The organism is Natrinema sp. LJW11 (assembly GCF_056135975.1).
This window is the reverse complement of record NZ_JBWBDM010000005.1, coordinates 343,300-368,289: the sequence shown is the minus strand read 5'-3', so window position 1 is coordinate 368,289 and position 24,990 is coordinate 343,300. Positions and strand designations below refer to the sequence as shown.

25 protein-coding genes are annotated in these 24,990 nt (G+C 64.7%); 9 read left to right on the top strand and 16 right to left on the bottom strand.

Annotated features, from left to right (window positions below):
- Positions 1–67 precede the first annotated feature (67 nt).
- Complete coding sequence (locus AC0QDI_RS15840; protein ID WP_474669830.1) at positions 68–1,249, bottom strand: CaiB/BaiF CoA transferase family protein; 1,182 nt, start codon at positions 1,247–1,249, stop codon at positions 68–70.
- A 144-nt stretch (positions 1,250–1,393) separates the two neighbouring features.
- Here AC0QDI_RS15840 and AC0QDI_RS15835 point away from each other — a divergent pair, with 144 nt between their 5' ends.
- The 5 genes from AC0QDI_RS15835 to AC0QDI_RS15815 all read left to right on the top strand — a co-directional run bounded on the left by AC0QDI_RS15835 (position 1,394) and on the right by AC0QDI_RS15815 (position 5,579).
- Complete coding sequence (locus AC0QDI_RS15835) at positions 1,394–1,840, top strand: MaoC/PaaZ C-terminal domain-containing protein (protein ID WP_273740523.1); 447 nt, start codon at positions 1,394–1,396, stop codon at positions 1,838–1,840.
- A 146-nt stretch (positions 1,841–1,986) separates the two neighbouring features.
- Positions 1,987–3,135 (top strand): thiolase C-terminal domain-containing protein, encoded by a 1,149-nt coding sequence (locus tag AC0QDI_RS15830; protein WP_474669828.1) that lies wholly within the window; start codon positions 1,987–1,989, stop codon positions 3,133–3,135.
- Between the two features lies 1 nt (position 3,136).
- Positions 3,137–3,535 (top strand): Zn-ribbon domain-containing OB-fold protein, encoded by a 399-nt coding sequence (locus AC0QDI_RS15825; RefSeq protein ID WP_474669826.1) that lies wholly within the window; start codon positions 3,137–3,139, stop codon positions 3,533–3,535.
- A 145-nt stretch (positions 3,536–3,680) separates the two neighbouring features.
- Complete coding sequence (locus tag AC0QDI_RS15820; protein WP_474669824.1) at positions 3,681–4,886, top strand: CaiB/BaiF CoA transferase family protein; 1,206 nt, start codon at positions 3,681–3,683, stop codon at positions 4,884–4,886.
- Between the two features lie 126 nt (positions 4,887–5,012).
- Entirely contained in the window at positions 5,013–5,579 is a 567-nt protein-coding gene (locus AC0QDI_RS15815) for a carboxymuconolactone decarboxylase family protein (protein ID WP_474669822.1), read from the top strand.
- 28 nt (positions 5,580–5,607) lie between these two features.
- On the opposite strand, the gene AC0QDI_RS15810 is transcribed toward AC0QDI_RS15815, so the two are convergent.
- Together AC0QDI_RS15810 and AC0QDI_RS15805 are read right to left on the bottom strand one after the other, a co-directional pair.
- The gene (locus tag AC0QDI_RS15810) at positions 5,608–6,825 is read right to left on the bottom strand and encodes a CaiB/BaiF CoA transferase family protein (RefSeq protein WP_474669820.1); all 1,218 of its coding nucleotides are present in this window, start codon (positions 6,823–6,825) and stop codon (positions 5,608–5,610) included.
- A 114-nt stretch (positions 6,826–6,939) separates the two neighbouring features.
- The gene (locus AC0QDI_RS15805; RefSeq protein ID WP_474669818.1) at positions 6,940–8,088 is read right to left on the bottom strand and encodes an acyl-CoA dehydrogenase family protein; all 1,149 of its coding nucleotides are present in this window, start codon (positions 8,086–8,088) and stop codon (positions 6,940–6,942) included.
- A 176-nt stretch (positions 8,089–8,264) separates the two neighbouring features.
- Between AC0QDI_RS15805 and AC0QDI_RS15800 the strand changes: the two genes are divergently transcribed.
- Entirely contained in the window at positions 8,265–9,059 is a 795-nt protein-coding gene (locus AC0QDI_RS15800) for an enoyl-CoA hydratase/isomerase family protein (protein ID WP_474669816.1), read from the top strand.
- A gap of 1 nt (position 9,060) precedes the next feature.
- Here the strand turns inward: AC0QDI_RS15800 and AC0QDI_RS15795 are convergent, their stop codons facing one another.
- Positions 9,061–9,831: an SDR family NAD(P)-dependent oxidoreductase gene (locus tag AC0QDI_RS15795; protein ID WP_474669814.1), complete on the bottom strand. Its 771-nt coding sequence runs from the start codon at positions 9,829–9,831 to the stop codon at positions 9,061–9,063.
- Positions 9,832–10,008: 177 nt separating this feature from the next.
- Entirely contained in the window at positions 10,009–10,827 is an 819-nt protein-coding gene (locus AC0QDI_RS15790; protein WP_474669812.1) for an enoyl-CoA hydratase/isomerase family protein, read from the bottom strand.
- 219 nt (positions 10,828–11,046) lie between these two features.
- Between AC0QDI_RS15790 and AC0QDI_RS15785 the strand changes: the two genes are divergently transcribed.
- Positions 11,047–11,826, top strand: coding sequence for an enoyl-CoA hydratase/isomerase family protein (locus AC0QDI_RS15785; protein ID WP_474669810.1), 780 nt, complete (start codon positions 11,047–11,049; stop codon positions 11,824–11,826).
- A 69-nt stretch (positions 11,827–11,895) separates the two neighbouring features.
- Complete coding sequence (locus tag AC0QDI_RS15780; RefSeq protein WP_474669808.1) at positions 11,896–12,354, top strand: MaoC family dehydratase; 459 nt, start codon at positions 11,896–11,898, stop codon at positions 12,352–12,354.
- A 168-nt stretch (positions 12,355–12,522) separates the two neighbouring features.
- Here the strand turns inward: AC0QDI_RS15780 and AC0QDI_RS15775 are convergent, their stop codons facing one another.
- Positions 12,523–13,743: an acyl-CoA dehydrogenase family protein gene (locus AC0QDI_RS15775; protein ID WP_474669806.1), complete on the bottom strand. Its 1,221-nt coding sequence runs from the start codon at positions 13,741–13,743 to the stop codon at positions 12,523–12,525.
- Between the two features lie 129 nt (positions 13,744–13,872).
- Here AC0QDI_RS15775 and AC0QDI_RS15770 point away from each other — a divergent pair, with 129 nt between their 5' ends.
- Positions 13,873–14,646, top strand: a complete 774-nt coding sequence (locus AC0QDI_RS15770) for an enoyl-CoA hydratase/isomerase family protein (protein ID WP_474669804.1) — start codon at positions 13,873–13,875, stop codon at positions 14,644–14,646.
- 126 nt (positions 14,647–14,772) lie between these two features.
- Here AC0QDI_RS15770 and AC0QDI_RS15765 read toward each other — a convergent pair whose 3' ends face one another.
- The 10 genes from AC0QDI_RS15765 to AC0QDI_RS15720 form a co-directional block, all read right to left on the bottom strand.
- Positions 14,773–15,567, bottom strand: coding sequence for an alpha/beta fold hydrolase (locus tag AC0QDI_RS15765; RefSeq protein ID WP_474669802.1), 795 nt, complete (start codon positions 15,565–15,567; stop codon positions 14,773–14,775).
- Positions 15,564–15,956 carry a hypothetical protein gene (locus AC0QDI_RS15760; RefSeq protein ID WP_474669800.1) on the bottom strand — a complete coding sequence of 131 codons (393 nt, stop codon included), beginning with the start codon at positions 15,954–15,956 and terminating at the stop codon, positions 15,564–15,566. The genes AC0QDI_RS15765 and AC0QDI_RS15760 overlap by 4 nt, the downstream gene beginning before the upstream one ends.
- Positions 15,957–16,043: 87 nt before the next feature.
- Positions 16,044–16,823 (bottom strand): enoyl-CoA hydratase/isomerase family protein, encoded by a 780-nt coding sequence (locus AC0QDI_RS15755; protein ID WP_474669798.1) that lies wholly within the window; start codon positions 16,821–16,823, stop codon positions 16,044–16,046.
- Positions 16,824–16,863: 40 nt separating this feature from the next.
- Positions 16,864–17,574: an ABC transporter ATP-binding protein gene (locus AC0QDI_RS15750; protein WP_474669796.1), complete on the bottom strand. Its 711-nt coding sequence runs from the start codon at positions 17,572–17,574 to the stop codon at positions 16,864–16,866.
- Positions 17,571–18,254, bottom strand: coding sequence for an ABC transporter ATP-binding protein (locus tag AC0QDI_RS15745; protein WP_474669794.1), 684 nt, complete (start codon positions 18,252–18,254; stop codon positions 17,571–17,573). Before AC0QDI_RS15745 ends, AC0QDI_RS15750 begins: the two co-directional genes overlap by 4 nt.
- The gene (locus AC0QDI_RS15740; protein ID WP_474669792.1) at positions 18,236–19,276 is read right to left on the bottom strand and encodes a branched-chain amino acid ABC transporter permease; all 1,041 of its coding nucleotides are present in this window, start codon (positions 19,274–19,276) and stop codon (positions 18,236–18,238) included. The genes AC0QDI_RS15745 and AC0QDI_RS15740 overlap by 19 nt, the downstream gene beginning before the upstream one ends.
- The gene (locus AC0QDI_RS15735; protein WP_474669790.1) at positions 19,273–20,208 is read right to left on the bottom strand and encodes a branched-chain amino acid ABC transporter permease; all 936 of its coding nucleotides are present in this window, start codon (positions 20,206–20,208) and stop codon (positions 19,273–19,275) included. The genes AC0QDI_RS15740 and AC0QDI_RS15735 overlap by 4 nt, the downstream gene beginning before the upstream one ends.
- 10 nt (positions 20,209–20,218) lie before the next feature.
- A complete protein-coding gene (locus AC0QDI_RS15730) occupies positions 20,219–21,460 on the bottom strand; it encodes an ABC transporter substrate-binding protein (protein ID WP_474669788.1) in 1,242 nt (413 codons plus the stop codon).
- 83 nt (positions 21,461–21,543) lie between these two features.
- Entirely contained in the window at positions 21,544–23,175 is a 1,632-nt protein-coding gene (locus tag AC0QDI_RS15725; protein ID WP_474669786.1) for a class I adenylate-forming enzyme family protein, read from the bottom strand.
- 221 nt (positions 23,176–23,396) lie between these two features.
- Positions 23,397–24,950 carry a class I adenylate-forming enzyme family protein gene (locus AC0QDI_RS15720; protein WP_474669784.1) on the bottom strand — a complete coding sequence of 518 codons (1,554 nt, stop codon included), beginning with the start codon at positions 24,948–24,950 and terminating at the stop codon, positions 23,397–23,399.
- Positions 24,951–24,990 lie beyond the last annotated feature (40 nt).

Here is a 24,990-nt window from a genome sequence, read left to right as displayed (position 1 = left end):
GGCGATCGAAGGGCTCCTCGTTTCGAACGTCGGTCGGCGGACGAGCAGCGCCGTCAACGAAACCGAACTACGCCGATTCTCCCAGAACACCCGCATCCAGTAGCTCGGTGATCCTCTCCTCGTCGTAGCCGTTCTCCCCGAGGACGGCCCGCGTGTGTTCGCCGTTTCGCGGCGGCGACGACGCGGGCTCGAGCGAGTCCTCGGCGAAGCGAAACGGCATTCGCGTCGTCCGGCACTCGGTCTCGAGGTGCTGATTGTACGTCTCGACGAACAGGTCCCGGTGGTCGGCGTGGGGGTCGTCGTCGACCAGTTCGTCGATGGACTGCAGCGGCCCGACGGGAATGCCGGACTCGGCTAACGATTCGACGAGTTCCCGGCGATCGAATTCGCCGAACTCGGACTCGAGTTCCGCCCGGAGAACGTCGCGGTTCTCCCATCGGTCCTCGGCGGTCCCGAAGCGCTCGTCCTCGAGCAGGTCCGGCCGCTCGAGGGTGTCACAGAGTCTGCCGTACAGTTTCTCCGAGGCCGTTGCGAGGTAAAACGGCTGTCCGTCTCCGGCCTCGAAGATACCGTACGGAGCCATCCCATAGAGCCCCGCTCCGGCGCGTTTGGGAAGTTCGTCGGTCGACGTGTAGTGGGCGACCCAGTACCCCATCCACGTCGTGGCGACGTCGAACAACGAGAGATCGATGTGGGTTCCGCGCTCCGATCCGTCGCCGATCAACCCGCCCATGACGAGCATCGCTCCCGTGATCCCGGTCGAGTAATCGATCGCACTCGTTCCGACTCGAACCGGGTCGCCGTCGGTGGGACCGGTGACGCTCATGAGTCCGGACATCGCCTGTGCGACCGGGTCGTAGGCCGGATACTCCTCGTACGGTCCGTCCTGTCCGAACCCGGTGATCGAGCAGTAGACGATGTCGTCGGTTTCCGCGCTGAGATCTTCGTATCCGAGGCCGAAGCGATCCATCACCCCCGGTCGGAAGCTCTCGACGACGACGTCCGCGTCGGCCGCGAGGTCGCGAGCGATCGCGCGTCCCGACTCGCTTTTCAGATCGAGACTGATACTTCGCTTGCCGCGATTGCACGAGGCGAACATCGACCCCTCGATAAGGGGCCTGAAGGCGTCGCCTTCCGGTGGTTCGACCTTCACGACGTTTGCTCCCAGGACGGCCAGCGACTGGGTACAGATAGGGCCGGCGATCGACTGGGTAAAGTCAAGTACGTCAATTCCTCTCAGTGGTTGCATGCGAACGGTTCGATCGACGTGACGCAATGGGTTATCACTTATTACTCGTCAGTATCACTTCGGCCCCAACGGTCTGGGTCAGTGACGGCCAACGGACGGTCGCACCAAGGTCTATACCCCCTCCCCGCTAGAGTCGAGGCGTAGATGAGCGGCAAATACTTCGAGGAGTTCGAGATCGGAGAAACGTTCGAATCGAGAACCCGGACGATCACCGAAGCCGACGTGACGTCCTTCGCGGGTCTCTCGGGTGACTACAACGAGATACACGTCAGCGAGGAGTACGCCGAGGAGACGATATTCGGCTCTCGGATCGCCCACGGCCCGCTCGTGTTCAGTATCGGGCTCGGGCTGACGACGCAGATCGGCTACACGGAGGGGACCGTCGTCGGCCTCTACGGGATCGACAACATGCGGTTCCCGACCCCCGTTTTCCCGGGTGACACCGTTCGGACGGTCCAGGAAGTCACCGACCTCGAGGAAAAGGAGAAAGGCGGCGTCGTCACGCTCCGAACGACCGTTTCCAACCAGGACGACGACGTCTGTGTCGTCTGGGACCATCGGAAGATGGTTCAGTACGCCGACGACGAGTAACTGAGCGCGACCGGTAGTGACACGACCGCCGGGTCGGCGGTGTCGCGACCATCGTGCCGATCGGAGCGACCGCGCTGGCCCCGTTTTTCGCGACCGAGGCGCTCGCTTCAACAAGAATTATGTGGATATGTGGCGGGTACCAGTACATGGGTTCGACACAGCGGGTCGCAGTGACCGGTATCGGCGAATCGCCGATCGGGAAGACGCCGGAGATGGATTCGATCAACCTCTACGCGAGCGCCTGCCTCGAGGCGGTCGACGACGCCGGCCTCGAGAAAGCGGATATCGACGGGCTCGTCACCGGGTACTCGCTCGTCGATCCGAAGCTGATGCACAGCACGGTCGTCGCCGATTACCTTGGCCTGAATCTCTCGTACAACGAGAGCCTGCGGCTCGGCGGGGCGACGCCGTTCGTCGGGGTCTGTCACGCTGCGAACGCCGTCCAACAGGGCCAGTGTGAAAACGTCGTCGTCGCGTTCGGTGACAATCGGCGGACGGGATTCGCGAAGGGCGACGACGGGGTCAGCAGCCTCGCGACGGAGGTCGGCCACCCCGAGTTCGAGAACCCCTTCGGGCCGCTGGTGCCGTCGATGTACGCGCTGATCGCACAGAAGCACATGGCGACGCACGGAACGACCGCGGAAGAGCTCGCGACGGTCGCGGTCGCCTGCCGCGAACACGCGTCGATGCGCGGGGCCGGACAGCACACCGAGCCGATCGACGTCGACGACGTCCTCTCCTCGGGGCTGATCTCGTCGCCGCTGCACAAACTCGAGTGCGCGTTGATCAGCGACTGTGCCGGCGCCGTCGTCGTCTCTTCCGCCGATGCGGCCGAGGAGACGCGAGCCCCGGTCGAGCTGACCAGCTACGGGGAGGGACACGGGTCGGAGTACGTCCACCGACGCGAGGACCTGCTGGAGACGCCGGCGGCGGCGAGCGGGGAGACGGCGTTCGAGATGGCCGATCGCACCCCCGACGACGTCGACGTCGCACAGCTGTACGACTGCTTTACCATCACGCCGCTCCTCCTCCTCGAGGACCTCGGATTCTGCGAGAAGGGCGAAAGCGGCTCGTTCGTCCGCGAGCGGGGGATCACGACCGACGGCGAACTGCCGGTGAACACGCACGGTGGCGAACTCTCCTACGCCGGCGCGGGCGTCTTCCACATTCTCGAGGCCGCACGACAGATCAGAGGGGACGCCGCGGAGACGCAGGTGGACGCCGACCTCGCGCTCGCTCACGGCGTCGGCGGGGTTCTGTCTACGAACGCGACGCTGCTGATGGAGGGGTGGTGAGATGAGCGACAAGCCGGTTCCGACGCCGTCGGAAGACACGGCGGGGTTCTGGGCCGCCTGCAACGACGGGCGGTTCGTCGTCCAGCGATGTACCGACTGCGGCCACGAGCGATTCTACCCGGCGGCCGTCTGTCCGAACTGCTGGGCCACGGAGTCCGAAGAAATCGAACTGGACGGGAGCGGAACCGTCGAATCGTTCACCGTCGTCCACCGCGCTCCGACGGCGGCGTTCGAGGGGGAGACGCCGTACGTCGTCGCGCTCGTCGCGATGGGGGCCGACGTGACGGTGATGGCGAACGTCCTCGCCGCGCCGGCGGCCGTCTCCGTCGGCGATCCGGTGGAGCTGGTCTGGGAGGAACGCGGCGACCAGCAGCTGTACCAGTTCGAACTCGCGGAGTGATCGCTGGCGCTTTTTCAGCCTCTCCGTCCGGCACTGACGGAGTCGATACTCGTCTCGACTGGTGTCGTCGGTATCACGGCCCCGATGCGGCGACCAGTGGGTACCGTTCCCAAACACTTACCCCAGATCAAGAGTAGGGACAGGTATGGAGGCAGCGAAGTCCCCTGAGACGGACGTGTTACCCCTCGACGGAATCACCGTCGTCGATCTGACCCAGGTCGCGGCCGGCCCGTTCGCGACGATGGCCCTCGGCGACCTCGGCGCGGAAGTGATCAAGATCGAAGCGGTCGGACGCGGCGATCGGAGTCGGGACATCCAGCCCTCGCCCGCCTACTTCGACACCCTGAATCGGAACAAGTACAGCGTCGCCATCGACCTCAAGAGCGACGAGGGACAGGAAGCGGCCCAACGGCTCGTCGCCGACGCCGACGTGTTCATCGAGAGCACGAAACCGGGACGCGCCGACTCGTTCGGACTCGGGTACGAGACCGTGGCCGAACTGAATCCGGAGCTCATCTACTGTTCGATCTCCGGGTTCGGTCGCGACAGCCCGTACGAGGACCTACCGGCGTGGGACATGCTGATCCAGGGAATGAGCGGGATCATGAGCATCACCGGCGAAGAGGGCGGAGAACCGCTGTGGTCGGGGCTTCCCAGCGGCGACCTCATCGCCGGTTCCTACGCCAGCCAGAGCGTTCTCGCCGCGCTGTACGCTCGAGAGCGAGGCCGCATCGACGGCGAGTGGATCGAAGTCCCCATGTTAGACGCCGCCATCACCTGGCTCACCGCTCGCGCCGGCTACACGTTCGGCTACGACGAGCCGTTCCCTCGACTCGGCACGCACCACCCGTCGATCGTCCCCTTCGGCAAGTACGACTGCGCCGACGGGCCGATCATCATCGCGGCGGGGACGCCGGACTTCTGGCGCGGTTTCTGCCGCGCGCTCGAGCGCCCGGAGCTACTCGAGGACGATCGGTTCGCCACGATGGACGACCGGGTCGAAAACCGCGAGGAACTGGACGACATCCTCGAACCGATTCTGGAATCGGAACCGATCGACCACTGGCTCGACCGCCTTCACGCGGAGACCGTTCCCGCGGGCCCGATTTACGATACGAAAACTGTCTGGGAGGACGACCACGTGAAACAGCGCGAACTCCATCAGGTCATGGAACGCGACGGCCGGGAGGGCGCGGACGTGATCGACCAACCCGTCCACTTCGCTCAACTGGGGACCCAACTCGAGGTCGCACCCCAGCAGTTGGGAGAGAGTACCGACTCGATCCTCGAGCGCCACGGCTACTCAGCCGAGGAACTCGAGCGGCTCCGCGAGGACGGAGTCATCCAGTAAGACAGGGCACTCGACGCGAGGCGGCGACAACGAGGAACCGTCGTCGCCGGCCTCCGCGATCCGACAGATTCGACCGCGAATCGCACCCGTCCGAAGAACTAAGTCGATTTGCGGTCCCTCTGAGGTATGGCTCGCATCCCGCTCCCGCGACAGTCGGATCTCCCGACGGAGTATCAGTATCTCCTAAGCGAAGACGCGCTCGGCGAACTCGAATTGCTGCAGGCGATCGGATCGAACCCGCCCGTTCTCCAGACGTACATGCGCCACGGGACCGCGCTGTGGGAACACGCCGGGCTCGCCTCGCGGGACGTCGAACTGGTCATTTTGGCGATCGCTCGGGAACTGGAAAACGAGTACGAGTGGCACCAGCACGTCGGACTCGCTCGAGACGTCGGCGTCGAGCACGAGGAGATCAGAGCGATCAGTACCGGACGCGTCGACGAGTTCGACCCCGCGGACGGCGCGTTGCTCAGGTACGCGCGACTCGCCGCCAGACGGGCGGTCGACGACGAGGCGCACGCGGAGATCGGTGCCCACTTCGACGACGAGACGATCGCGGGTATCGCGTCGCTGGTCGGCCACTACCTCGGCACTGCCGTCGTCATCGACGCGCTCTCCTTGCGTCCGGAGACCGCGTTCGTCGGCTGGGTGCCCGACGACGAGACGATCGAGACGTACGATCGCGGCGACTAAACGCGCGTCAAATCCGTATCGTCGTCGGTCACTCGTCGCCGAACGCGCCGTTCGCCTCGAGTTCGGCGTACCGATCGTCCAGCCCGAGCGATTCGAAGACGGCCGCCGTATTTTCGCCGAGCTCGGGCGGGTCGCGACGGTGTGAGACGCCGATGTCGGTCCCCGTCAACGGCGTGAGCATCGCCTGAACCGTTTCGTCGTCGGAGTGGGTCTCCACGAGGAGGTCCAGTGCGGTCAGATGCGGATCGTCGAGCAGTTCCGACGGGTGATTGACCGGGGCCGCCGGGACGCCCGCATCTAGTAGCGCGTCGACTACCGTCGTCCGGTCCCGACCGCGAAGCCTCTCTTGAATCAGGTCGTAAAGCGCGTCGTCGTTCTCCTGTCGCCCCTCGTTCGTCTCGAAGCGCTCGTCCGCGAGCAACTCCGGCGCGTCGATCGCCTCGCAAAACGCGGGCCAGTGGCGCTCGGTGATGACGCCGGCGAAGAGCCACTCGTCGGGATCAGTCTCGAACACGTCGTAGAGCCCGAACGCGGGATGGGAGGAGCCAAGCGGCGGATGGTCGCCGAAGAGCTGCGCGAAGATCGTCCAGTAGTTGCTCCAGTGAGAGGCCGTTTCGAAGAGCCCGGCGTCGATCTTTTGGCCCGTCCCCGTCGTTTCGCGCATCCACAGCGCCAGCATCGCCCCGAACGCGCCGTAGACGCCGGTTCCGATGTCGATCACCGACGTTCCCGCCCGAAGCGGCTTTCCGCCCGGCTGGCCGGTCATCCGCATCATCCCCGACATGGCCTGACCGACGACGTCCATCCCCGGCCGATCCTCGTACGGACCGCCCTGCAGGAAGCCGGCGATGGAGACGTAAATCAGGTCGTCGCGCTCGTCGCTGAGCGCGTCGTACCCGATACCCAGTCGTTCGGTGACGCCGGGTCGGAGGTTCTCGACGACGATGTCGGCCGCCGCGACGAGTTCGTGGTAGGCCTCGCGTCCGGCGTCGCTCTGGAGATCGATCGTCGCGCTGCGCTTGTTCCGGTTGAGCGCGGTAAAGATCGCGTCGCCGGAGTCGCCGGACTGGCGAATCATATCGCCGGTTCCGGGTCGTTCGACTTTGATCACTTCGGCACCGAGATCGCCGAGCATGAGCCCCGTGAAGGGGGCCGCGACGAGGTTGCCGAGTTCGACGACGGTGATTCCGGACAGCGGAAGTTGCGCCGCTGATTCAGTGTCGGTCGTGGTATCAGTGTTAGACATCGTGTGCGTGTTCCGCTCGGTCGACGTAGTTTTCCGTGATAAATCGCGCTGTAGCCGTCGGTCGATAGCCGTCCCGACGACGTTCGGGCTCGCGGCGTCTCGACGAACGACGACTCATCGGTTCTCGAGCATATCGCTCGCGATGATGGTCCGCTGGATCTCGCTGGTTCCGCCGCCGACGGTGGAAATCTTTCCCTCGCGCCAGTAGCGTTCCATGTCGTTCTCGGGGAGGAATCCGGCACCGCCCATGATCTGCATCCCCTGCTGGGCGACCGTCTGGAACGTCTCGCTGGCCTTGAGCTTGGCCTGCGCGGCGAGGCGACGGGGGTGAGAACCGTGATCGATGCGCTCCGCCGCGTGGTAGACGAGCTGACGCGCGGCGTCGACCTCCGTCTGCATGTCCGCGAGCCGGTGTTTGATCGTCTGGAACTCGGCGATCGAAGATCCGAACTGCTCTCGTTCCAGCGCGTACTCGAGCGCCGTGTCGACGACCGTCTGGGCGTTGCCGACCATCGCGGCCGAGATCTGGGTCCGTTCGTTCGCGAAGTGGTCCGTGAGTATCTCCCAGCCCTGTCCCTCCGCGCCGAGGCGGTTCTCGGCGGGCACCCGGACGTCGTCGAAGAAGACCTGGTTCGTGCCGGTCGCCTTGCGAACGACGGTGTCGAGTTTGGTCATCTCGATACCGTCGAGGTCGTTCGGAACGAGGAGCGCGCTGATCCCCTCGTGTTTCTCCGCGTCCGGATCGGTTCGAACGTAGAGGGTGATGACGTTGCCGTCGACGTGAGCGGCCGACTGCCACATCTTCTCGCCGTTGACGACGTAGTGGTCGCCGTCCCGCTCGGCCCTCGTCTGCAGGCTCGCGGCGTCGCTCCCGGTACCGGATTCGGAGACGCCGATCGAGAACCGAACCTCGCCGTCGAGCAACTTCGGAATGAACCGTTGCTTCTGTTCTTCGGTCCCGTACTCGATGAGGTTTCCGTACGAAAACGACGAGATAGCGACCGGGATGCCGAGGTCGTAGCCGTACTTCCCCAGCGCCTCGAGCAGGATCACCTGTTCGATCATGTCGCCGCCCTGCCCGCCGTACTCCTCCGGCACGAGCAACCCGATCCAGTCGTTCTCGACGACGCCGTCGTAGATCCGGTGTGGATACTCCCGGTTCGCGTAGCACTCCCGGCAGTACTCGACGCCGATCTTCTCGTCCATGAACTCGTGGACGATATCCCGCCACATTCGGAGGGACGGATTGGTATCAATTAGCACGGTGTATCGTTCTGCGACCGGAACCATATCTGTTACGCCGCCGGCGGTGCGCGTCGCGACTGCCCGCGATGCGGGACGACGCACGAGCGCCGCTCGCGTTCGAGACGACGATCCGGGTCGTGCAGCGACCGCGATCGAGGGAAAACGTTATTCCCCGACGTTCCGTGGACTTTCCCATGTCCGATGACGTAGTTACCACCGCCGTTGCGGAAGGAGTCGGTCGCATGCGAATCGAACGGCCGGAGAGTCTGAACGCGTTCACCCCGCGCGTCCTCGAGGAGTTACACGACGCGATCCGGTCGTTCGAGGCGGACGACGACGTCCGTGCGATCCTGTTCACGGCCGCCGGTGACAAGGCGTTCTGCGCCGGCGTCGATCTCGGGGACGAAGGCGGGCTCTCCGAATCGACGCCGGAGGCGCTGGATACCGTCCACCGAGCGCAGCGCGTGCTCAAGGCGCTCCGACGCGCGCCGCTTCCCGTCGTCGGCGGCGTCAACGGCTACGCGATGGGTGCGGGGATGGATCTCGCGCTGGGCTGTGATATTCGAGTGATCAGGGCCGACGCCGAAATGAGCCAATCGTACGTGAACGTGGGGCTGTCACCGGGAGACGGCGGCGCGTACATGCTTCCCCGCCTCGTCGGCGAAGAGGTCGCGAAGGACCTGATCTTCTCCGGTCGTCGCATCTCCGGGACGGAGGCCAAGGAGCTGGGAATCGCCTCCACGGTCGTCGACGGGGACGCCGAGCGCACTCGGGAAGTCGCCTTCGACCGGGCCCGCGAACTGGCGGAGGGACCCACCGTCGCGCTCGGGAACGCGAAACAGCTCGTCAACGAGGCCCACGACGTCAACATGGAGACGGGGCTCGAGCACGCGATCGAGGCGCTCGGCGAGTGTCGCGAAACGGACGACCACGCGGAGGCCATCGCCGCGTTCGACGAGAAACGAGACCCCGAGTTCCGGGGCGAGTAACCTACCCGACCATCGTCAGCCCGCCGGAGACGCTCAGCACCTGGCCGGTGACGAACGCCGCGTCGTCCGACGCCATGAACGCGACGGCACCCGCGATGTCTTCCGGTTCGGCCATCCGTCCGAGCGGGATCTGATCCGCCATACTGCCGAGGATCTTGTCCCCCAGTTCCGAGTCTTCTCGCATCTCTGCGACCAGCGGCGTATCCGCGGGACCGGGTGCGATGACGTTGCAGTTCACGCCGTTTCGGGCCAGCTCCCGCGCGAGCGTCTTCGTGAACGCGATGACGCCGCCTTTGCAGCCGGCGTACACCGCCTCGCCGGAACTCCCCACGCGCCCGGCGTCCGACGAGATGTTCACGATGGAGCCCTCGGTTCCCGACTCGACGAAATGGTCGGCGACGGCCCGCGAACAGTTGATCTGGCCTTTCAGGTTGATATCGATGAGGCGGTCCCAGGTTTCGGGCTCCTGGTCGACGAACCACTCGATGCGGTCCCAGCCGGCGTTGTTGACGAGCACGTCGACGCCGCCGAGTTCGTCGACCGCTTCCGAAACCATCTCCTCGACGGCGTCGAACTCCGTCACGTCGGCGATCCCGGTGACGGCCTCGCCGCCGTCCGCTTCGATCAGCGAGACCGTCTCGTCGGCGTTCGCTTCGTCGATGTCGTTCACCACGACGATCGCACCCTCCTCGGCGAGTCGCCGTGCGATGGCGCGACCGATACCGCGGCCGCTCCCGGTGACGATGACGCGCTTGTCGCTGAGTCCACGCATGCTGTTCTCCAATGATAACATACCGCATAACGATTGCGATCGAGCGAAAACCCGACGACGAATATCCGTCGTTCGGACCCGAATACGCCTATTAAATCCAATCGTGAGCTATCAGACCCGAATACGATCGCTCGAGTCCGGACGGCGGCCGATCGAACTCCGCTCCCGGTCGCGGCGTCACTCCTTGTCTACGGGTTGCGATCCGGTGAACGATCGCGGGGTCTGCTCCTCCCTGTCGACGAACGCCTCGGCGCGGTCGCGGAACTCCTCGGAGTCCCAGACCGCGGCCGTCATGTCTCGAGCCATCTCCTGATTGACCATGCCGACGTTCGTCCAGGTCTTCATGATCGTCTTGATTGCGCGGTACGCCTGCGGACTCTTGGTGGAGACGATCTCGTTGGCGAGGGAGACCGCCTCGTCTCGAGCGGTCCCGTCATCGACGACGCGGTTGATCAGTCCCCACTCCTGCATCTGCGACGCGGGGTACATCTCCCCGAGCAGCAGCATCTCTCGCGCCCGTTTCTCACCGACGAGCAGCGGGAGCAGTTGCACGCCGCCGCCGGCGGCGGTCGAGCCGACGCCGACTTCGGGCTGCCCGAACCTGGCCGATTCGCCCGCGACGATCAGGTCACACCCCATCGCGAGCTCGTTACCGCCCGCGGCGCAAACCCCTTCGATGGCGGCGACCGTGGGCTTGCCCGTGTCCCTGAGTACGTCGATCGTCTCGAAGTACTGGCTCATCCAGCGCGTTCCCTCCTCGAACGCCATCTCGGTCAGGTCGCCGAGGTCGGCTCCCGAACAGAAGACGTCGCCGGTCGTCCCGAGGACGATCGCGTCGATCTCCGCGTCGCGGTCGGCCGCCGTGAAGGCGTCGTCTAACTCCTGGATCGTCCGCAGATCGAGCGTGTTGTGCTGGGCCTCGTTGTCGAGCAGGACGCGGGCGATTCGGTCGTCCGCCTCGCCCGTCGTCACCGAGATCTTGTCAAAGGGTGCCATGCGGTTGGGACCACAGCAGCCGCGGCAATAATCGCTTTGCTCGTTCGATCCATCGATCGTCGAGACGACAGTGTCAGCGCGCATCGCTCCCACTCTTTCCCTCTCCCTCGAGTCGCCCGGACAGATGTCGAACGAGACGCCGCGATCACCGTCCGCGACTCCGCGACTCACGTGACCGCGGCACAAAGGTTAACGTGCGTTTCCCGTGAACTCCCGTGCATGTCTGTAACCCTCGACCGCGATACCGACCTGAACAGCGTCGCTCACCTCCGACTGGACTTCGGCGATCTGAATCTGTTCTCTCCGGACGCGATCGTCACGCTGCGCGATCGGGTCGAATCCGTCCCCGACGACGTTTCGGTCCTCACTATCGGTCCCGAAACCGACGACGGCGTCGGGGGACTGACCGCCGGCCTGAAACTCGACGCGGTGAAGGACTACTCCGTCTCCGAAGCGCGGGAGATGCTGACGAACCTGTACGAACTCATGCAGGGAGTCCGGAATCTCGACGCGGTCACCGTCTGTCGGTGCGGCGAGTACGCGCTCGGCGGCGGGCTCGAGCTCGCGATGTCGTGTGACTTTCGCGTCGCGACCGAGGACGCCGCGCTCGGGCTCCCGGAAATCGACGCGGGGCTCGTCACCGGTATCCAGGGCGGACTCCTCGTTCGACTGGTCGGCCTCCAGGCCGCAAAGGAGATCGTCTACACGGGCGAACCGGTCTCCGGGCTGGAAGCCGAGGAACTCGGGTTGGTCAACCGGGCGGTCGCGCCCGAGGCGTACGACGAGACCGTCGCCGACCTCGTCGAGACGCTGGCGAGCAAGAGTCCGCGCATCATTCAGTGGCAGAGCCAGGTCTTTCGGGCGCTCCGATCGAACGGCGTCGAGTCGGGCATCGACCACAGCCTCGAGACGATCGCCGCCTGTTTCGACACGTACGATCAACGGGAGGCGATGACGGCGTTCCTCGAGAACCGGGAGCCGGAGTTCCAAGGGCGGTAGGCTCCGGCGTCCGACTCCGACGACGGAAGCGACGCTAGCTATTTACCGGTCGCTTTCGTCTGCCCGTCCATGCCGAAGCTATTCGAAGACTTGGACGAAGGAGAGACGTTCGAGAGCGGAACGCACACGGTGACGAAATCGGAGATCGTCTCCTTTGCGGAACAGTTCGATCCGCAGCCGTTTCACGTCGACGAGGCGGCGGCCGAGGACTCGATGTTTGGCGGGTTGGTCGCCAGCGGACTGCACACGCTCAGTCTCGCCACCCGGCTGACCGTCGACGACTGTCTCAGCGAAATCGCGAACATGGGCGGGAGCGGCATGGACGAACTTCGGTGGTACACGCCGGTTCGCCCCGGCGACACGCTCACCGTCCGCGCGGAGATACTCGAGAAGACGCCGAGCGACAGCCACCCTGATCGCGGCTACGTGGACTTCAAGCGCCGGGTCTACAACGACGACGGAGACGAAGTGATGTCGGTCATCTCGCACAACATCGTTCGGCGGCGAGCGGCCGACGAGAACCACTGACCGTCTGCGAGCGGGGGGCCGCTGACAGTCGAGTGCCGTCGCCGCTCGAGGTCCTTTCCGCTCGGCGTCCTTGCGCAACTCGACATCTTATTCCAGTTCGAGGACGCGAAACCGACCACGCGACCGGCAACACGTTACGGACCGAAATCCGCGGTATCCGAGACCGGCTCAGTAGGAGCGCGGGAGATCGAGGACGTGCTGTGCGATGTAGTTTTTGACCATCTCGTTCGAGATCGGTGCGAGCACGTTAATCATGACCTCGCGCCAGTATCGCTCCACGTCGTACTCCTTCGCGTACCCCATGCCGCCGTGGACGCGAACGGCGCGCTCGCACGCCTCGATCGCGTCCTCGCTCGCGCGGAGTTTGACGGCGTTCGCCTCCGGCCCCGAGTTTTTGTCGTTGTCGTACAGCCACGCGGCTTTCCGAATCATCAGTTCGGCCTGCGTCAGTTTGGTCCACGAGTCCGCGAGCGGATGTTGAATCGCCTGATAGGTGCCGATGGAGTTGTCGAAGACTTCGCGCTCCCTGGCGTACGATGCGGCCGTCTCGAGTGCGGCCTGTCCCGTCCCGACGGCGTTCGCGGCGATGCTGATCCGCTCGGAGTTCGCGAACGAGAGGAGGTATTTGAACCCCTTCCCCTCCTCGCCGATTCGATCGGCGGCCGGAACGCGGAAGTCCTCGAACCAGACCTCGTTCGAGTCCGCCGCACCGCGACCGGCCTTCGGAATCTCGCTCACGTCGACGCTGTCCATGTCCTTGTTGAACTCGGTGAAAAACAGCGTGAGGCCGCCGAACCGGTCGCTCGACTCGCGCGGTTGCGTCCGCGCGAGGAGCATGATGACGTCCGCCTCCTGCGCCTTCGAGGTCCAGATCTTCTGGCCGTTCACGACGTACTCGTCGCCGTCCTCGGAAGCCGTCGCTTCCGAGGGGTCAGCCGAGGTTTCCTCGGCAAAGTCTCGTTCCGCGAACGTCTCGATCTGCGACGTATCGGTCCCCGCGTTCGGTTCCGTGACGCCCGTACAGACCATGACCGATCCATCCGCGATATCCGGCAGGTACCGTTCCTTGTGGTCGTCCGATCCGTACTCCACCAGCGGAGCGGCGCTGAAGACGTGGTGTGACGTGATCGACGTGCCGGCCATCGCGGCGCCGGAGCGGGCGATCTCCTGCTGGATGATGCTCGCCTCCTGGACGCCGTACCCCTGCCCGCCGTACTCCTCCGGGATCGTGACGCCGCACCAGCCGCCGTCGGCGAACTCCTCGTAGAACTCCCACGCGAACTCGTGTTGCATGTCCTTTTCGCGCCAGTACTCGTCGCCGAACTGGTCACAGAGTTCCTGAATCTCGCTTCTGATGAGTCGTTGCTCATCGCTGAGCTCGAAGTCCATACTATGTCAGTTTCGGGAAGAGCCCTTATAGGCACCGGTGGTCGGAACTCCGACCGGCCGTTTCGCGGCTTCCGAACCGTACTGCTGGCAATGCTAACGACTAACTAGCGACCGATCGTAGGGCCACTGATGTCCGAGAAGGTCTTGCTCGACGTTTCGGATCGAATAGCCACGCTAACCGTCAACAATCCGGACAAACGGAACGCGATGGATCAGGAAACCCGGACCGCGCTCCGCGACCGTCTCGACGATATCGACGCGAACGACGATATCAGGGTCGTCGTTCTCCGGGGGAAGGGCGATTCGTATATCGCCGGCGGCGACATCGAGGCGTTCGCCGAGTTCGACCGGGTCGACGCGCTCGAGTACCTGACGAACTACGGGCAGGGGCTGTACAACGACGTCGCGGATCTCACCGTGCCGACGATCGCCGCGATCGACGGCTACGCCTTCGGCGGCGGCCTCGAAGTCTCGCTCGCCTGTGATCTGCGCGTCGCGACGCCGGACGCGACGGTCGGGCTCCCGGAGGTCGGCCTCGGAATCCTCCCCGGCGGTGGCGGCACCCAGCGCCTCGCTCACGTCGCGGGCGCCGGCGTCGCGAAGGATCTCATCTTCACCGGCCGTGCGGTCGACGCCGAGGAAGCGGCGGACCTCGGTATCGTCAACCGCGTCTACGACGCGGACGAGTTCGACGACGGCGTCCGCGAGTTGGCGGAAACCATCGCCGCGAACGCTCCCCTGTCGCTCCGACTGGCGAAGGAGTCGATCAACCGCGGGCTGGACGACGAAGGGGGACTCGACTTCGAGCGGATCGCCTGTGCGTTCCTCTTCGGGACGGCGGATCAACGGGAGGGCGCCGAAGCGTTCCTCGAGAAGCGCGATCCGACGTTCGAGGGGCGTTGATACCCGAGACGAACGCGCACTGACGTTCCGTCCGAGCTACTCGAGAAACGCAAATTGCCGAGCGATCCGAGACGGGGCGCCGCTCGTTCGCTCTCCGGATTTCCGGCGGCGGTCGAACGGAGACGGCTATTGACGCCCGACGAAATCGGCTAGCAGTTCCGTCACTTCGTCGGGGCGCTCCATCATCGGATAGTGACCGACGCCGTCGAGAACGATCGGCTCGCAGTCGGGCAGCCGCTCGACCGTCTCGGCGAACACGTCGTCCTGGATGAAGTAGTCCGCGTCACCGCGGACCAGCATGACGGGACACTCCGCTCTGTGAAGGTCGTCGAGGACGTCGAAGTCCGCCCACGCCTGCAGATCCTTCGTGGCGACTTCCTGTGCGCCACGATGCTGCCAGGCGAGCTCCGTTTGGTACTCCGGTGGACAGTCCGGTCCGGTCGAGTCGATCACGGAGTAGTCGAGAACGTCTTGCCACCCCGGAAGCGCATGCGGGTGGGAGAGCCGGCCGAGCTGTGCGCCGCGGGTCTTTCCCGCGCCCTCCAGGGCGACGGCCGCCGCGATGTCGGCGGCGTGTTTGACGGCGATGTCGAGCGTCACGTCGCCGCCGATGGAACAGCCGCCGATCGCCGGCTGATCGAGCCCAAGTTGCTCTCCGAGCGCCCAGACTGCGTCGGCGTGCTGGCCGATACGCACGTTGGGCTCCCAGTCGGTCGGATACGACTTCCCGTGGCCCGGCAGATCCGGGACGACCACGTGATAGCCGCGGTCGGCGAGAGCGGGAGCGACGTACCGCCACTGTCGGCCGTCAGCGCCCGCCGTGTGGACCAGCACGACCGACTGATCGCTCGAATCGCCCGCAGCTTCGTAGTAGACGCGCGTTCCGTCGACGTCGGCGTATCGGCCAGTCATCTCGGTCATCGTTTCGCCTCCGTTCGACTCGGATCGTCAGGCGTCGTCGCCCGAAGGTGTCGGACGAACAGTTCGATGGCGTCGCGCAGCCGATTCGCCTCGAGTTTGTTCCCTTTCGTCCGAAGGTCCGCCTCGTACAGCGCCCGGGAGAACGACGTCTCCCCGGCGGCCAGCCGCTGCCACGCCCGCTCGCTCCCGACCAGTCGAAACGTCGCACCGAACTGCGGGACGTACGGTTCCGTGTCGATGATCTCGCCGCGGTACACCTTCAGCCAGACGATATCGTCGCCGATTTCCATCGCGACGGAGCCGTCGAAGTGTTCGGCCGCTCGTTCGAACGCCTCGTCGTCGTTGACGGCCGCGACGGTCTCCGCTACCCACGATTCGTTCCCGAACATCAGTGATTACTGAGACGAGTAGTCACGTAAAACTGCCGTCGATAGACCGGCGAGAACGGGCGCTCAGTACGGCTGCCCCAGCGCGACTTAGAGAAATTCCTCGAGTCGCTCGGAAACGTCGCCGTCTTCGTACGCCGTCCGCATCGCCGCCTGCTCGTCGCGTCGGGCCGTCTCGGCGTCCGGAGTGCGAAGCGGCGCCATCTGTGATTTGAGCGCCGCGATGGCGTCCGTGCTGGTCGTCGCCAGCGTTCCGAGGACGTCGTCGAGGGCCTCGTCCAGTGCGTCGGGCGTCGCGACGCGGGTCGCGAACCCCGCTTCCAGCGCCGACCGAGCGTCGATCTCGGCGCCGGTGAACAGCCACTCTCGAGCGCGGTGTTCGCCGACCGTCCGGGGAAGTAACGTCGCGGCGAATCCCGCGATCGGGATCCCCAGATCGGCCTCCGGCACCGAGAAGATCGCGTCCTCGCTCGCGACGACCAGGTCCGCCCCGAGACAGGCGAGAAAGCCCGCACCGATCGCGCGACCGTGAACCCGCGCGACGACCGGGAGCGGACACTCGCGCAGCGACTGCACCAGCTCTTCGACGCCCCGGGCGAGAGTCGCGGGATCCTCGAGCGCGTCGGGATCGAGATCCGCCAGGTCCGCGCCCATCGAGAAGTTCTCACCGGCGGCGGAGACGACGAGGGCATCTCCGTCGGCCCGGTCGACGGACGCGACTAGCTCGGCGAGCGCCGCGATAGTGTCCGTCGGCAGCGCGTTGTGTTTCTCCGGCCGTGACAGGCGGACGTCGTAGATCACCGCGTCGGGAGCGGCCTCGAGGGATCTGGTGGAGAATTCGATGTAGTCGTCCGTTGGTGTCTCGACCATACTACCCGATCGAAACGGGAACAAAAAGTCGTTGCGGCGCTCAGTCGATCGTCTGCTGGAGGATGCGATCGTATTCGTCCTCGAACTCGCCGCGGCTGCCGAGATACTGCAGGGAGTTCTTCCGCATGAGATACAGCTCGTCGGCGACCTCCTTCGAGAGCTGGATCTTCTCGTCGACGAGCAACACCGTCACGCCCTCGTTACTGATCTCTTCGATCGTGTCCCGGACGTCCTCGATGATCTTCGGCGCGAGGCCGAGCGTCGGTTCGTCCAGCATGATGAGGTCCGGATCGACGACCAGCCCCTGTGCGATGGCGAGCATCTGTTGTTGGCCCCCGCTCATCGTCCCGGCCTGCTGGCCGCGTCGCTCGTCGAGGATGGGAAACAGGTCGAACACCTCCTCGAGCGGGTCGGGGCCGGCGTCCTCCGCCGGGACCAGCGCCGTCCGGAGGTTGTCGAGGACGGTCATCTCCGGGAAGATCGTGTGGCGTTCCGGGACGTACGTCAACCCCCGCTCGATGAGTTCGTGGGGTTTGCGGCCGACCGCGTCCTCGTCTTTGAAGCGTATCGTCCCGGCGTCCGGTGCCTTGGCACCGACGATCGTCTTCAGCAGCGTCGTCTTTCCGGCACCGTTGGCGCCGACGACCGAGACGACGCCGCCTTCACCGACGGTCATGTTCACGTCCCGGAGCACGGTCATGTCCCCGTAGGACACGGCCAGCTCGGACACCTCGAGGATGTCGCCGCTCATAGCGCCATCTCCCCCAGGTACTCCTTCTGGATGCGGTCGTCGTTCTTGATCGCTTCGGGCGTCCCCTGTCCGAGGACGCTCCCCTGGGAGAGCACGATCACGCGGTCGGCGAGGTCGAACGCCGTTTCGATGTCGTGTTCGATGAGCATGAGCGTCTTCTCTCTGGCGAGCGTGTTCAGGTACTCTATCATCGCGGGCTTCTCGGCCGGATTCAGGCCCGAAAACACCTCGTCGAGGAGGAGCAACTGGCCGTCGGCGGCCAGCGAGAGCGCGACCCGCTTGCGTTCGAACAGCGTCAGCGATTCGCCGCGTTTGTCCCGGATATCCATGAGATCGAGGAGCTCCATCAACTCCCGTGGTTCCGTCTGGAACGCGCCGAGGCTGATGTTCTCGGCGACGGTGAGTTCGTCGAAGACGTCCACCTCCTGGAACGTCCGACGGACTCCCATCCGCGCGACCTCGTAGTCGCGCTTGCGGGTGATGTTCTCACCGTCGAAGACGACGGTCCCGCTGTCCGGCATGTGGTAGCCGGTGATACAGTTGAAGAGCGTCGTCTTGCCGGCCCCGTTCGGTCCGATGATGACGTTGGTCTCGCCCCGTTCGACGTCCATCGTGACGCCGTCGAGCGCGACGATACCGCCGAACGTCCGTCGGAGATCGTTCACTTCCAGAAGGCCCATGCACTGACACCTCCGTTGGAATCGAAGAAGTCGACGCGGTCGTAGACCCCGCCGACGAGTCCGCGCGGCAGGAACAGGATGACCAGGATGAGCGTCGCACCGACGAAATACGGACGGAAGTCGCCGAGTCCGGCCGAGCGGACGACCTCGGGCAGACCGACCATCAGTACGGCGCCGACGATCGGGCCGTAGACGGTCCGCAGTCCGCCGACGACTGCGATGACCAGGAGGAACACCGTCTGGTCGAGCACGAACGAGCCCGGCGTGATGAGCGCGTTCACGTGCGCGTACAGCGCGCCGCCGACGCCCAGGATGAACGCGCCGAGGACGACGGACACCAGCTTGTACTTCGAGGGGTTGTACCCGATCGATCTGAGTAGTTCCTCGTTCTCGCTGGTCGCGATGGCGAGCGTCCCGAACAGCGACCGGTCGAACGCGGCGACGAGAAACACGACCAGGACCAGGACGGCGAGCAGGAACACGTACTGCTCGACCTGAGTCGCGAACGTGAGCGGGCCGATCGAGGGCTGGGGAATACCGATGACGCCGGTCGGCCCGACGCGTTCCCAGTTCGTGAACGCGTAGTAAACGATCTGTTCGAACGCCAGCGTCGCGATGACGATTTCGAACGCCGATCCGATGACGATGACCGACGCGGCGACGGCCGTGCCGACGACCGCGGCGACCGCGCCGGCGATCACCAGTGTGACAACGAACGGGAGTCCGTGTTGCATCGTCAGCAGTGCGGAGGTGACTCCGCCGGTGATCGCCAGCGCGGCCGGACAGAACACGAGCAGGTTCGGCCACCCGAGCATCATGTTGTAGCCGGAGGCCATCACGCTGAACAGGAGAATTAGCAACGCGACGTAGCCGATGTAGCTCGACGAAACGACGAGCGGAATCGCCAGGAGGCCGGCGACGAGAACGATCGCCGCCGGACGGATCACGTCGGCCCACGCGACGCTTCGCATGTCGGTGGCGACGTCGTCGTCCGGGATGGCGGTGGCTTCCGGATTGCTCATCCGCCGACACCTCGCTGCACGAGCGCCCGGAAACGGTTGCGGACTCCCTTCGCGAGCGATTCCTCACCCTCGGTCAGGATGAGCGCCTTCAACAGGAAGAAAGCGATGAGCACGGCGAACTCCGAGGCGTAAATGTAGTACGACGAGAAGTACAGGACCGCGAACGCCTCGTAGATGCCGAGCGCGTAGCCGGCGACCATGGCGCCCATCACGCGACCGATGCCGCCAAGAATGACGATGATGAACGCCTTGATCAGTAGCGAGAACCCCATCGTCGGCTCCAGGGAGTACATCGCCGCGTTGAGCACGCCGGCGACTGCGGCCATCGAACTGCCGAGTGCGAACGCGACGAGAAACACGCGATTCACGTCGATGCCGCGAACGACGGCCAGCTCACGGTTCTGGACGATCGCCCGTAGCCCGAGACCGATCTCGGTGGAGTTGATAAGCCAGTAAAGGAACGCGAAGTTCGCGACGGCGAACACGAACACGAGGATCTCCAGGTAGTTGGTCGTCACCGAAAGCGCCGAAACCGATCGGTCCTGAAGGCCTGCGACCGAGATGTACTTCGGTGAGTGCCCCCAAATATGGGCGTAAAGCCGCTCGAGGATGGAGGCGAGGCCGATCGTGACGAGGATGACGCCGAAGACGTACTCGGACTCCTTGCGGTCGTACAGCGGCGCGAGCAACACCTTCTCGATGACGGCACCGAGCAGTGCGATGACGACGATGGTGCCGAGAATGCCGACCGGCCAGGGAAGCCCGGCGAGGTTGACGAGTTGGTAGAAGACGTACGCGCCGCCGGCGAACAGGGCGGCGTGAGCCATGTTCGGGATGTCCATCACACCGAAGATGATGGTGAAACTCGCCGCGAAGACGGCGAAGATGCTTCCCTGAACGAGGCCGTTGACGAGGGATTCGAGTAAAACCATTTCTCTCTGTTTAGAGGTCCACTTCCGGGGGAATGCTCGTGATCGCCGGGAGCTGGCCGCTCCATTCGACCGTGTCGACGATCGCCTCGTCGCCGTCGGTCCCGAACTTGATGTACGCGGCCGGAATCGCCGGCTGCCCCCTGTCGTTGATGGTGGCGTTCCCGAGGATCGTCGTGAACTCGTTGTCGACGAGCGCCTCGCGGAGATCCTGCCCGTCGGTCGAGCCGGCTTCCTCTATCGCGTACTGGGCCGCTTGCGCGTCCGCGTAGACGTTGTACGCCGTCGGATGATCCGGCGTGTCCATCTCCTGGTACTCCTCGAACTGCGAGAGCGCCTCGTCGGAGATCGTGCTTCGAATCTCCTCGTTGTCGGCGTACGAGAGTCGCGTGTAGACGCCGAGTGCGTGGACGTTCTCCATGGCGTTTCCGACTTCTCCGAGGTCGTTGTAGTCGGCGCCGCCCAGTCCCGTCAGGACCGGCATATCGTCGTTCAGCCCCTCGCGGTTTTGCTGGAGGATGAACCGTTGCATCGCGCTCGCCCAGGTCTGAATGTAGAGCGCGTCGACGTCGGAATCCCGCGCGCTCGTGATGAACGACGAGAAGTCCTGTTGATCGAACGAGAACCGACCGAGGTTCTCGTAGCTTCCCGGATTGCCGTCCGTCTCGAACCACCACTCCATCAGATCCAGCGTGTCGTCTCCCCAGTCGCCTTCCTCCGCGATGACGCCGACGGTGTCGATGTCGTCGCTGTCACTGACCAGTTGTAATGCGGGATAGGCGTCCATCACCGTGGACACCGTCAGCCGGAGCATGTACGTTCCCTCCTCGTTGACCTGCGGCGTGAAACCGTGAGTGAACGTCGGTATCTGATTGCTGTTGACGATCGGGTTGATGGCGATCGCGCCGTTCGAGCGCCACGACGAGAGGATCATCGAAACGTTGTCGACCGTTGCGAGTCGCTGTGCCGCCGACTGGGCCTGATCGTTCGACGACTCGTCGTCGTACTCGACGATCTCTACCTCGCGAGTCGAATCGCCGACCTCCAGCCCGCCGTTTTCGTTCACGCGGTCGGCCCACGCCCCCTGGGTTTCGGTCGCGAGTTCGCCGTAGGCCGCGGCCGACCCGGACAACGGGTTGATTGCGCCCAACTGGATGGCGTCGCTGTCGCCACCGAGACAGCCCGCCAACCCGATAACCCCACCGGCAGCCGCACCACTTTTGACGAGAAACGATCGTCTGTTACCTCTTCTCATGATATACACTCACATTCACCTCCATCATATAAGTTAAATCTTTGGTTGATGCTCGGTTCGGTTACGAAACCGGTGGACGGCCCCTAGTCAATCCGGTATCGATCCGCGACTCGGTCGCGAAGTTCGGTCTTCTGAATCTTCTCTCCGTGTGGCCCCTCTGAGCGAGGGAACTCGTCGACGAACTCGATGTCTTCGGGCACCTTGTAGTCGGCCACGTGATCCTCGAGGAACGTCCGCAGCTCGGCGACGTCGAGCTCGGGATCGGTGCGTTTGACGAACGCGACCGGCGCTTGGCCGTGTCTGGGGTGCGGTGCGCCGACGACCTGGGACAGGTCCACGGCGGGGTGGTCGTCGATTACCGTTTCGATGTCCCGCGGCGTGACGAGGAACCCGCGAACGCGGAGGGCGTCGTCGATCCGAGACTGGTAATAGAAGTAGCCGTCCTCGTCTCGAGTGCCGAGATCGCCGGTGTGAAACCAGCCGTCCTCGTCGACGACCGCCGCGGTTTTCTCGGGCTTCTCGTGGTACTCGTTCATGACGTTGTAGCCGCGGAGACAGATCTCGCCCTCCTCGCCCGGTGGCAGCGTCTCGTCGGTTTCGGGGTCGGCGATGCGAAGCTCGAGCTCCGGATGGATCGGCGGCCCGCCGACTTGCTTGCGCTGCTCGATCGAATCCGACGGATCGCCGACGAAGATCTGGCTGTTGCCCTCCGACAGTCCGTACGGCTGGACCAGGGGAAAGCCGAACGCGTCTTCCAGGTCCTCGAAGACGGTCTCGTCGTATCCCATGGTGATGAACCCGGCCGCGCCACACTCCATCGACGAGACCCGGTCCGACTCGAAACTGTCGTGGCGCATCATCCGCAGGAGCATCGTCGCCAGCGCGGACATGTACGTCACTTCGTGGGACTCGATGAGTTCGATGGTCCGCTCGGCGTCGAAGTGGGTCTGCACGACCAGCGGAATACCGTGAGCCAGCGCGCTCAGGAACATGTTGTACCCCCAGATACCGCAGAACGGGAGGACGCCCAGGGCGACATCGTCCGCGGAGATGTCGAAGAACTCGCCGACGTTGTAGGAGTGATTCAGTAGCGAGCGGTTGGACTGGAGACAGCCCTTCGGATCGCTCGTCGTCCCGCTGGTGTAGAACACGGTCGCGGGCGCGGTCGGATCCTCGGCGGGCGAGATATCGCCGCCGTTCCGTTCTCGGTTCACGACGTCCCCGTAGCTCCGAACCGCCGGGTAGTCCGAGTGGGCCTCGAGGGCGACGACGTGGTTCAGCCCGCCGGAATTCTCGGTTGCGAAGGACCCGGGATCGGTCTCGCGGATTTCGGGAACGATCTCCGAGAGCATCTCCAGATAGTCGTTGCCGAGGAACGACTCTTCGGTGAGCAACAGGTCGCAGTCGGAGTCGTCCAGCATGTACTCCAGTTCGTGGGTGCGGTAGCGAGTATTGACGGCGACGACCGCCGCACCGAGGGACGATGCGGCCAACTGCGCCGTTATCCACTCCGGACGATTGCCTAGCCAGACGGCGATACGGTCGCCGGCTCCCACCCCGAGCGCCGACAGTGCGTCCGCGAGCGCCTCGCTCTCGGCAATCAATTCGGCGTAACTCGTCCGATCGCCCTCGAAGACGAGCGCCGTTCGATCCGGATATCGGTCGGCGACGGCCGCGATCCCCTGATACACGGTGGCATCGTTTCGCTCGAGCATGGCACCTGTTTTCGGACCGTCGACCAAAAGTCCTCGCGTCGAGGGTGCTCGCGGCATCGATCGGCTGTTGGTATGGAGACGGTGGCGAGGAGGACGCGTTAGGCGCGCGTTCCGAAGGGGGTGCTCCAGCGTGGATTGCGATCCCCGATCTGCAACCGGTTACCGCCAGCGCGCTACCGAATCGACTGAAACCGGCGACGGCGCCGCGGTCGGCGTCGAAATCAGTCGTCGTTCGCCTCCCGGTCCCAGTGATCCGGGCTCTCCGCCTCCTCTCGAGTTCGAAGCTTCTCCTTCTGGATCTTGCCCGTCGGCGTGTACGGAAACTCCTCGACGAACTCGACGTACCGCGGGAGTTTGAACGGGGCGAGGTCGTCTCGGCACCGGTCGACGATCGCCGCCTCGGAGAGTTCGCGACCCGCCTCGACTCGAACGAGCGCTTTCACGACCTCGGTGTAGAACTCGTCCGGGCTCGGGATGACGGCGACTTCGTCGACCGCGTCGAGGGACTTGATGACGCCCTCGACCTCGTACGAAGAGATGTTCTCGCCCCCTCGTCGGACGATGTCCTTCTTCCGGTCCAGGAAGTAGACGAATCCGTCCTCGTCGATCTTCCCGTAGTCGCCGGTGTAGAACCAGCCGTCGACGATCGCCTCGTCGGTTTTCTCCGGCTGGCGGTGGTAGCCTTCCATCACCGCCGGACACCGCTGGACGATTTCGCCCCGTTCACCTCGCGGGACCGCGTTTCCGTCCTCGCCGACCACTCGAATTCGCTTTTCGGCCGGCGGCAGTCCGATACTGCCGATCCGGCGCTTCCCCTCGTCGACGGGGTTGAGCACCAACAGCGGATCCTCGGTGAGGGAGTAGCCTTCGACGACCCGCAGACCGAATCGCTCCTCGAACGGTTCGATGAGATCCGGCGGCGTCCCCGCCGAAAAGACCCGGTCGACCGGGTTGTCCGCGTCGTCGTCGGATTCGGGACGGTTGTCCAGCATCTTCAACATACTTCCCATGGCGTTGAACTCGGTGGCGTCGTGCGCTCGGCACCACTCCCACCAGCGCGAGGAGGAGAATTTGTCGTGAATGACGACCTCGGCACCCGCCGCGGCGGCACCGAGCAGCGAGTACACCTGGGCGTTCGCGTGGAAGAGGGGAAGCGCCGTCAGTAGCGTATCCGCGCCCGTCAGCCCCATCCGCTTCTGGAAGTCGACGGCGCTCACCGTCCAGTTTTCGTGCTGGCACTCGACGGCCTTCGGCGGGCCGGTCGTGCCCGACGTGTACATGTGGAGACCGATCGACTCGGCGTCGCCGTCGTGGGTCGGCCGCGTCGTCGACCGCTCGTCGGCCGCCGCCGGCAACGCGTCGTACCCCTCGACGGGGTCCACGGTCACGATTCGCTCGACGGTCGTCCCGTCCGCCGCTTCGACGGCGACCTCGAGCAGGTCGGCCGTCGTCACCAGAATCGACGGCCGCGAGAGTTCGACCGAGTGACGGAGTTCGGACGCCGTGTACTGGGGATTTGCAGGGGCCGTAACGCTATCGAGATAGGCGTTCGCGAACAACAGGAACACGAATTCGGGCCGGTTCGGGAGGAACACGCCGACCCGATCGCCGGATCCCGCTCCGAACGCCGAGAGGGCGTTCGCGTATCGCTTCGATCTGTCGGCCACCCCCTCGAACGTCCAGTCGGCCGGTCCGTCGTGGTTCGGAACCGTCACGAACGGTTTCTCCGGCGTCTTTTCCACCCGCGACTCGAGGAGTTGCTCGATTCGCATCATCGTTCTATGCGATACGGTAACATCCACTAATACCGTTTCG

Bases quoted from the DNA above. Each gene is read 5' to 3' on its own strand.
- AC0QDI_RS15725 (WP_474669786.1), bottom strand. From the start codon at position 23,175: ATGCTCGAGCGAAACGATGCCACCGTGTATCAGGGGATCGCGGCCGTC.
- AC0QDI_RS15775 (WP_474669806.1), bottom strand. From the start codon at position 13,743: ATGGACTTCGAGCTCAGCGATGAGCAACGACTCATCAGAAGCGAGATT.
- AC0QDI_RS15820 (WP_474669824.1), top strand. From the start codon at position 3,681: ATGGAGGCAGCGAAGTCCCCTGAGACGGACGTGTTACCCCTCGACGGA.
- AC0QDI_RS15790 (WP_474669812.1), bottom strand. From the start codon at position 10,827: ATGGCACCCTTTGACAAGATCTCGGTGACGACGGGCGAGGCGGACGAC.
- AC0QDI_RS15770 (WP_474669804.1), top strand. From the start codon at position 13,873: ATGTCCGAGAAGGTCTTGCTCGACGTTTCGGATCGAATAGCCACGCTA.
- AC0QDI_RS15720 (WP_474669784.1), bottom strand. From the start codon at position 24,950: ATGATGCGAATCGAGCAACTCCTCGAGTCGCGGGTGGAAAAGACGCCG.
- AC0QDI_RS15780 (WP_474669808.1), top strand. From the start codon at position 11,896: ATGCCGAAGCTATTCGAAGACTTGGACGAAGGAGAGACGTTCGAGAGC.
- AC0QDI_RS15815 (WP_474669822.1), top strand. From the start codon at position 5,013: ATGGCTCGCATCCCGCTCCCGCGACAGTCGGATCTCCCGACGGAGTAT.
- AC0QDI_RS15735 (WP_474669790.1), bottom strand. From the start codon at position 20,208: ATGGTTTTACTCGAATCCCTCGTCAACGGCCTCGTTCAGGGAAGCATC.
- AC0QDI_RS15755 (WP_474669798.1), bottom strand. From the start codon at position 16,823: ATGGTCGAGACACCAACGGACGACTACATCGAATTCTCCACCAGATCC.
- AC0QDI_RS15800 (WP_474669816.1), top strand. From the start codon at position 8,265: ATGTCCGATGACGTAGTTACCACCGCCGTTGCGGAAGGAGTCGGTCGC.
- AC0QDI_RS15830 (WP_474669828.1), top strand. From the start codon at position 1,987: ATGGGTTCGACACAGCGGGTCGCAGTGACCGGTATCGGCGAATCGCCG.
- AC0QDI_RS15765 (WP_474669802.1), bottom strand. From the start codon at position 15,567: ATGACCGAGATGACTGGCCGATACGCCGACGTCGACGGAACGCGCGTC.
- AC0QDI_RS15825 (WP_474669826.1), top strand. From the start codon at position 3,137: ATGAGCGACAAGCCGGTTCCGACGCCGTCGGAAGACACGGCGGGGTTC.
- AC0QDI_RS15750 (WP_474669796.1), bottom strand. From the start codon at position 17,574: ATGAGCGGCGACATCCTCGAGGTGTCCGAGCTGGCCGTGTCCTACGGG.
- AC0QDI_RS15795 (WP_474669814.1), bottom strand. From the start codon at position 9,831: ATGCGTGGACTCAGCGACAAGCGCGTCATCGTCACCGGGAGCGGCCGC.
- AC0QDI_RS15760 (WP_474669800.1), bottom strand. From the start codon at position 15,956: ATGTTCGGGAACGAATCGTGGGTAGCGGAGACCGTCGCGGCCGTCAAC.
- AC0QDI_RS15745 (WP_474669794.1), bottom strand. From the start codon at position 18,254: ATGGGCCTTCTGGAAGTGAACGATCTCCGACGGACGTTCGGCGGTATC.
- AC0QDI_RS15740 (WP_474669792.1), bottom strand. From the start codon at position 19,276: ATGAGCAATCCGGAAGCCACCGCCATCCCGGACGACGACGTCGCCACC.
- AC0QDI_RS15840 (WP_474669830.1), bottom strand. From the start codon at position 1,249: ATGCAACCACTGAGAGGAATTGACGTACTTGACTTTACCCAGTCGATC.
- AC0QDI_RS15785 (WP_474669810.1), top strand. From the start codon at position 11,047: ATGTCTGTAACCCTCGACCGCGATACCGACCTGAACAGCGTCGCTCAC.
- AC0QDI_RS15810 (WP_474669820.1), bottom strand. From the start codon at position 6,825: ATGTCTAACACTGATACCACGACCGACACTGAATCAGCGGCGCAACTT.
- AC0QDI_RS15730 (WP_474669788.1), bottom strand. From the start codon at position 21,460: ATGAGAAGAGGTAACAGACGATCGTTTCTCGTCAAAAGTGGTGCGGCT.
- AC0QDI_RS15835 (WP_273740523.1), top strand. From the start codon at position 1,394: ATGAGCGGCAAATACTTCGAGGAGTTCGAGATCGGAGAAACGTTCGAA.